Raw genomic sequence first — 6,816 nt, 5'->3', positions numbered from 1 at the left:
GTCGAGGGGAGGGCGCGGTTCCGGCAGCGCGTCCAGCGGCGGCGCAGGCTCCGACGACAGGCTCTCCTCGACCACGAACCCCTCATAGGCGGCGGGTTCTTCGAGGGCGAACTCGTCCATGACGGCCTCGAACCCGGTCGATTCGCGCGCAAGCCGCTCCTGCGCGGGCGGCTCGTGGTGGGGCGGCTCGTGGTCGGTCGTCTCGTGCGTGTCGGGCTCGTGCGCGTCGGGCTCGTGCGGGGTCGGTTCCGGGAAGGGGATCAGGGGTTCGCGGTCGTCCAGGAAGGCGAGGGGAGACTCCGAGGTGTGCTCGGGGTCCGGCGGGGCCGCCAAGGCGAGTGGCTCAGGCGCCGCCGGTTCCAGAACCTTGACGTGGCCGCGCTGCGTCTCGGCGGTCTCGGGCTCCTCGGCGCCGGGACGGGCGACGCGGATCTGCTTGAACATCGTCAGCCACAGCCAGACCGCGATCACCAGCATGACGTGCGGGGCGACGGCGACGCCCGCGCGGACCGCGTCCCCGGGGAGCGAGGACAGGCCCCAGACCGAGTGCTGGACGGAGAGCGCGGCGCCTCCGGCGAGGAGGAGGAGCAGCAGGGCCCAGCGCAGCAGCCGCGTCCACCAGCGGGCGTTCCGGGTGATCACGAGGGCCAGGAGCGTCATCGCGGTGAGGGTGTCGGCCATCGCCGGGTACAGCGGCGCCCAGCGGGAGCCGACGCCGCCGGCGAGGGCGAGTTCGCGGATCACGTCGTAGGTCAGCGCGTAGGCCCCGGCCGCCAGCGCGGCGACGATGAGGCCCGCGACGGCGGTGAGCAGGCGCCGTTGCGCGGGGGTGTACCGGGGGCCGCCGGGCCGCGTGGGATCAGATGGCATGTCTCTCGTTCCGGGGAAAGCGCCTGAGGGTCCTCAAGTGAGGTTAGCCAGCCCGTGCGGCGACGGCTTCCCACTTACGGATGATCACTTCCCGCTGCGCGTGATATGCGATGAGACGTACCGTATGAGCAACGCGTGATGGACATCGGGACAGCCCAGGGAGGCAGTGATGCCGGACGGCAGGGCCGTTGGTGACGTGCGGTCCCACAGGGCCGGATAGCGCGCGGCGGTGGCGTATTCCCGGGATCGGCTCGGCGAGCCGGTCCGGACCTTCGACGGCCGGGCCGGCGACCGGCGCACGTGGGCCTGGCTGCTGCTGCTCGGGCCGGTGTCGCTGGCGCTCATTCCGGCGGCCGTTCTCTACCTGCATGACGGCGTGTGGTGGGCGGGCGTCCCGGCGCTGCTGCTGTCCATGGGGTGCGCGGGCGCCGTCGGCTGGATCGTGGGACGTGACCGCCCGCGCGTCCGCAACCGGGTCGTGCGTCTCCACACGGGCGGCATCTCGATCACCGGACGGGGCGTCGAGGCCGGCTACACGTGGGACGAGCTGGTCTCCGTCACCGTGTCCGGGGTGCGCGGCGGTCACGGCGGGCACACCCGCTGGTCCTTCACGATCGTCGTGGACGACGGGAGCGTGATGCGGCTCGGCGACGAGCTCCCGGACGTGCGGGCCCTCGGGGTGGCGGTCGCCAAGGAGGTGACGTCCCGGATGGTCGCGCGCCACCTGGCCGCGGTGAAGGCCGGGGAGGCCGTGGCGGTAGGGCCTTTCACCGTCGACCTCGACGGCGTCGAGAAGGACGGCGAGCGGCTTCCCTGGCGGGCCGTCGACGACGTCGCGATCCACAACGGCCTCGTGACCGTGCACGCGTGCGCCGGCCGGACGGACCTGATGACCGTGTCCGCGCAGATGCCGGACGCACTGGCGTTCACCGCGCTGTGCCACCAGGTCAGGGACCTGACCGAAGATTCTTGAGAAAAGTTGTCGCGGGCATGTCGAGAGAGCGTCCGCCGCTCCGATCCACCTGTGACGAGCGGCCCCGTCCGGGCCGCGGCCCGAGTCCACCAGGGAGTGAACACACGTGAAGTACATGCTGCTGATCTACAACCGTCCCGGTTTCGCGGAGGAGCTGACCGAGCAGGAGCGCGACGAGCTGTTCGGCGAGGTCGACGCGCTGATGAAGGAGCTGACCGAGTCGGGTGAGCTCGCCGGCGGGGACGCGCTGGCCGACCCGTCCACGACCAAGACCGTCCGGGGGAAGGACGGGCAGCCCGCCGTGACCGACGGGCCCTTCCTGGAGGCCAAGGAGCACTTCGCCGGGTACATCACGGTCGACTGCGAGTCGGTCGAGCGGGCCGTGGAGATCGCCTCACGCTGGCCGGACGTCCGGTTCGGCGGATACATGGAGGTCAGGGCGATCATGGGGCAGTCCGGGACGGAGATGTGACGGCCGCCGTGCCGGTGCCCCCGGACGTCGAGGACCTGCTGCGCACCCTCGCGCCGCAGGTCCTGGGCACGCTCGTCCGGAGGCACGGGCACGGGGCGTTCGGCGCCTGCGAGGACGCAGTCCAGGAGGCGCTGCTCGCCGCAGCCGTCCAATGGACGGGCGGCCCCGCCGCCGAGGACGACGCCGACGACGCGGGCGAGGCCGCGGACGGCGTTCCGGAGAACCCCCGCGGGTGGCTGCTGACCGTCGCGACGCGGCGGCTCACCGACCAGTGGCGCAGCGAGCGGGCCCGCCGCGACCGCGAGGCCGCCGTGTTCGCCCGGGAGCCGTCCGGACGGGACGAACCCGCGCCCGGCGAGGACCGTCCCGCCGACCACGACGACACGCTGACGCTGCTGTTCCTGTGCTGCCATCCCGCGCTGTCGCCGCCCTCGCAGGTCGCGCTCACGCTGCGGGCCGTCGGCGGGCTCACCACGGCGCAGATCGCCCGCGCGTTCCTCGTCCCCGAGCCGACGATGGCGCAGCGGGTCAGCCGGGCCAAGCAGCGGATCAAGGCGACGGGCGCGCGGTTCGGCATGCCGCCGCCGGACGAGCGGGACGAGCGGCTCCGGGCCGTCCTGCACGTCCTGTACCTCATCTTCAACGAGGGGTACGCGGTGTCCAGCGGCCCCGACCTGCAGCGCGCCGACCTCACCGCCGAGGCGATCAGGCTCGCCAGGGCGCTGCACCGGCTGCTCCCGGACGACGGCGAGGTCACCGGGCTGCTGGCGCTGATGCTGCTGACCGATGCCCGCCGGGCGGCCAGGAGCGGCCCCGGCGGCCTGCTCGTCCCGCTCACCGAACAGGACCGGACGCTGTGGGACCGGGACGCGATCGAGGAGGGCACGCGGCTGATCACCGAGGCCCTCACCTGGTCGCCGCCGGGCCCCTACCAGCTCCAGGCCGCGATCGCCGCCGTCCACGCGGAGGCGCCGCGGCCGGAGGACACCGACTGGCCGCAGGTCCTCGCGCTCTACCGGCTGCTGTCGCGCGTGTCCCCGAACCCGATGGTCACGCTGAACGAGGCCGTCGCGGTGGCGATGGTGGACGGTCCCGCGGCAGGCCTCGAACTCCTGCGGCCGCTGCACGACGACGACCGCATGTCCGGACATCACCGTCTCGCGGCCGTCCGGGCCCACCTTCTGGAAATGGCCGGCGACGCGTACGGCGCGCGGGAGGCGTACCGGCAGGCCGCCAAGAGCACCACCAGCCTCCCCGAACAGCGCTACCTGGAATCACGCGCCGCCCGCCTCAAGCAATGAACGAAAACGGGGCGGAGGTGTTCGTGGCCGGACCGGAAGCGACGTACTCGGCGTCCTGTCCGGGCGGCCCCTCCGCATTCGCTGGGACACGCGGGAGCGCTGCGCGAGAGCGGCACGCCGCCGTACGTCGATCCAATAGCCTGGCTCTGTGAGTCTGCGCCTTTACGACACCGGTACCCGTAGCGTCCGCACGTTCGAGCCCCTGGAAGAGGGCCGTGTGGGGATGTACGTGTGCGGCGCGACCCCGCAGGCCTCACCCCACATCGGGCATCTGCGCTCCGGCGCCATCTACGACGTGCTGCTGCGCTGGCTGCGCGCGTCCGGCTACGAGGTGACGTTCGCGCGCAACGTCACCGACATCGACGACAAGATCATCGCGGTGGCGGCGGAGCGGGACGTGCCGTGGTTCGCGGTCGCCGAGGGCAACCAGCGGGTCTTCACCCAGGGCTACGACCTGCTCGGCTGCCTGCCGCCGACGATCGAGCCGCGGGCGACCGGGCACGTCCCGGAGATGATCGTCCTGATGCGCCGGCTGATCGAGAAGGGGCACGCCTACGCGGTCGCCGGGGACGTGTACTTCGACGTCAAGTCGTGGGCCGACGAGTACGGCGCGCTGTCGAACCAGCGGCTGGAGAACATGCGCTCCGCCGGGGACACCCCCAACGAGAACGCGAAGCGCGACCCCCGCGACTTCGCGCTCTGGAAGGGCGCCAAGCCGGGCGAGCCGTCGTGGGAGACGCCGTGGGGCCCGGGCCGCCCCGGCTGGCACCTGGAATGCTCCGCCATGGCGACCAAGTACCTGGGCGCCACGTTCGACATCCACGGCGGCGGCGTCGACCTGATCTTCCCGCACCACGAGAACGAGATCGCCCAGTCCCGCGCCGCCGGGGACGGCTTCGCCCGCTACTGGCTCCACAACGGGCTGCTCACCGTGGACGGCGAGAAGATGAGCAAGTCGGTCGGCAACGTCGTGCTGCTGACCGACCTGCTGGGCAAGGCCCGTCCCGTCGAAGTGCGGTACTACCTGGTCTCCGCCCACTACCGGTCGCTGATGGACTACACCGACGCCTCCCTGGCCGAGGCCGTCTCCGCCTACCAGCGCATAGAGGGTTTCGTGACGCGGGCGTCCGAGGTCCTGGGCGCGGTCGAGCCCGCCGCCGTCCCCTCCGCTTTCGCCGCCGCGATGGACGACGATCTGGGCGTCCCACAAGCCCTGGCCGTGCTGCACGAGACCGTCCGGGAGGGGAACAGCGCCCTCGCGTCCGCCGATCACGACGCGGTTCGCGGTCACCTGGCGGACGTCCGGGCGATGGCGGACGTCCTCGGCATCGACCCGCTGTCGTGGCGCCAGACCGGCGAGGAGGACCTGCGCCCCGTCGTGGACGCCCTGGTCGCCGTCGCGCTGGAGCAGCGGCAGGCGGCCCGAGCCCGCAAGGACTACGCGTCCGCCGACGCCATCCGCGACGGCCTGTCCGAGGCGGGCATCCTCGTCGAGGACACCCCGCAGGGCCCCCGCTGGGAGCTGAAACGCGACTGACCGCTGCGCATGGCGGATAAAATCGAATGTTCGCGGGGCCGTCCCGCTGAGACCTGAGCCGCCCCACAGCCACGAGGGCGAGCGAGCCGCAATCGTCGCGAGGGGCGTACCGAGAAGATGGCCAAGCGCAAGGGCAAGGGACCCACTCCCAAAGCCGAGGACCGGCACTGGCACGGCAAGCGCCAGAAGGCCCGCGCCGTGAAGAGCGCCAAGCGCACCGGAACCCCCACGATGGGCCCGGGCGCCCGCGCGAAGGCCGCCGAGGGCGGCGACCGCGCCCGGGGACGTCCCGCCGGGGCGCGACGCTCCAACGGCGAGGTCCCCGAACTGCTCACCGGCCGCAACCCCGTCGTCGAGGCGCTGCGCGCGGGCGTCCCAGGGACCACCCTCTACGTGATGTCCGACACCGACGACCGCGTCCGCGAGTCGATCCAGCTCGCCGCCGACCGCCGGATCCCGCTCCTGGAGACGGGCAAGAACGAACTCGACCGCCTCACGGACGGTGCCGTCCACCAGGGCATAGCGCTGCAGGTCAAGCCGTACCGGTACGCGCACCCCGACGACCTGCTCACCGGCGCCGCTCCGCTGATCGTCGCGGTGGACGGCATCACGGACCCGCGCAACCTGGGCGCGATCGTCCGCTCCGCCGCCGCCTTCGGCGCCGCCGGCGTCGTCGTACCGGAGCGGCGCGCGGCCGGCATCAACGCGGGGGCCTGGAAGTCGTCCGCCGGCACCCTGGCGACCATCCCCGTCGCGCAGGCGACGAACCTCACGCGCCAGCTCAAGGCGTACCAGAAGGCAGGCTGCTTCGTCGCCGGCCTGGACGCGCTCGGCGGCGTCACCGTGGCCGACCTGGACATCGCATCCGGCCCGTTCGTCCTGGTCGTGGGCTCGGAGGGCAAGGGCCTGGGCCGCCTGGTAGCCGACACATGCGACATGCTCGTCACGATCCCCATGCCGGGCCAGGCCGAGTCCCTCAACGCCGGAGTAGCCGCCGGCATAGCCCTGTACGAGGTCAGCCGCCTACGCACGGCCTAGCGCTGGAACGGCCGCACCTCCACCGGCAGCCCGGTCACCCGCGTGTACCTGGCCGCCACCTGCAACGCCGCGTCCAGATCCTCCACCTGGACGATCACGAGCCCACCGATGAACTCCTCACCCTCCGCCCAAGGACCATCCGCCGCGACCACCTCGTCCCCCCGCAGCCGCACCATCGTGCTCGCCTCCGGGCCTTGCAGCGCCTTGCCGAACACCCAGGCTTCCTGCGACTCCAGGTCCCGCCGTACCACCCCCAGCTCGGCCATGACCGTCTCCAGCACCTCGGGCGGCGGCTTCCAGCCCGCAGGCTGGATCACGTTGAGCGCGTAAAGCGTCATGCTTCCTCCCTCCCCGCGACCTCTACACGAACGCTCTCCCCCCACATCGACACCACACTCGAAAAACTTCGTGGACCCCCACCAAGTCGACTACGATGCGGGACGAGCCCGCGCCGGCGTAGCTCAATCGGCAGAGCATCTGTCTTGTAAACAGAAGGTCAGGGGTTCGAATCCCCTCGCCGGCTCCCACGTCAAAGGCCCCCTCCGATCCCGGAGAGGGCCCTTTTGCTGACAGGTACGGCATCGCCGCGCGCTGGTGGGCATCCAGCGCGGCCGCCGGTCTGGGG

General features: G+C 72.2%; 7 protein-coding genes and 1 tRNA gene. 6 read left to right on the top strand and 2 right to left on the bottom strand.

The genetic code is table 11. From position 1 onward, the window contains the following. On the bottom strand, window positions 1-870 hold an 870-nt coding region (locus E1285_RS42225), incomplete at its 3' end, for a DUF2637 domain-containing protein (RefSeq protein ID WP_132160442.1). A 229-nt stretch (window positions 871-1,099) separates the two neighbouring features. Between E1285_RS42225 and E1285_RS42220 the strand changes: the two genes are divergently transcribed. From E1285_RS42220 to rlmB, 5 genes are all read left to right on the top strand, one after another. Further along, the gene (locus tag E1285_RS42220) at window positions 1,100-1,843 is read left to right on the top strand and encodes a DUF6585 family protein (RefSeq protein WP_132160440.1); all 744 of its coding nucleotides are present in this window, start codon (window positions 1,100-1,102) and stop codon (window positions 1,841-1,843) included. Window positions 1,844-1,958: 115 nt separating this feature from the next. Further along, the gene (locus E1285_RS42215) at window positions 1,959-2,315 is read left to right on the top strand and encodes a YciI family protein (protein WP_207947219.1); all 357 of its coding nucleotides are present in this window, start codon (window positions 1,959-1,961) and stop codon (window positions 2,313-2,315) included. Further along, window positions 2,312-3,616 carry a DUF6596 domain-containing protein gene (locus E1285_RS42210; RefSeq protein WP_243723438.1) on the top strand — a complete coding sequence of 435 codons (1,305 nt, stop codon included), beginning with the start codon at window positions 2,312-2,314 and terminating at the stop codon, window positions 3,614-3,616. The genes E1285_RS42215 and E1285_RS42210 overlap by 4 nt, the downstream gene beginning before the upstream one ends. A 148-nt stretch (window positions 3,617-3,764) precedes the next feature. Further along, window positions 3,765-5,153, top strand: a complete 1,389-nt coding sequence (cysS, locus tag E1285_RS42205) for a cysteine--tRNA ligase (protein WP_132160436.1) — start codon at window positions 3,765-3,767, stop codon at window positions 5,151-5,153. 117 nt (window positions 5,154-5,270) lie between these two features. Further along, window positions 5,271-6,191, top strand: a complete 921-nt coding sequence (rlmB, locus tag E1285_RS42200; protein ID WP_132160434.1) for a 23S rRNA (guanosine(2251)-2'-O)-methyltransferase RlmB — start codon at window positions 5,271-5,273, stop codon at window positions 6,189-6,191. On the opposite strand, the gene E1285_RS42195 is transcribed toward rlmB, so the two are convergent. Continuing rightward, a complete protein-coding gene (locus E1285_RS42195; RefSeq protein ID WP_132160432.1) occupies window positions 6,188-6,529 on the bottom strand; it encodes a YciI family protein in 342 nt (113 codons plus the stop codon). The genes rlmB and E1285_RS42195 overlap by 4 nt on opposite strands. 112 nt (window positions 6,530-6,641) lie before the next feature. Here E1285_RS42195 and E1285_RS42190 point away from each other — a divergent pair. Next, a tRNA-Thr gene (locus tag E1285_RS42190) sits at window positions 6,642-6,714 on the top strand. Window positions 6,715-6,816: the final 102 nt, after the last annotated feature.

Origin of the sequence: Actinomadura sp. 7K507, from assembly GCF_004348425.1 — a bacterium.
Lineage (GTDB): Bacteria > Actinomycetota > Actinomycetes > Streptosporangiales > Streptosporangiaceae > Spirillospora.
Note: the sequence above shows the minus strand (reverse complement) of the source record. Positions and strands in the feature narration are given on the sequence as shown.

Bases quoted from the DNA above. Each gene is read 5' to 3' on its own strand.
- E1285_RS42215 (WP_207947219.1), top strand. From the start codon at position 1,959: ATGCTGCTGATCTACAACCGTCCCGGTTTCGCGGAGGAGCTGACCGAG.
- rlmB (WP_132160434.1), top strand. From the start codon at position 5,271: ATGGCCAAGCGCAAGGGCAAGGGACCCACTCCCAAAGCCGAGGACCGG.
- E1285_RS42195 (WP_132160432.1), bottom strand. From the start codon at position 6,529: ATGACGCTTTACGCGCTCAACGTGATCCAGCCTGCGGGCTGGAAGCCG.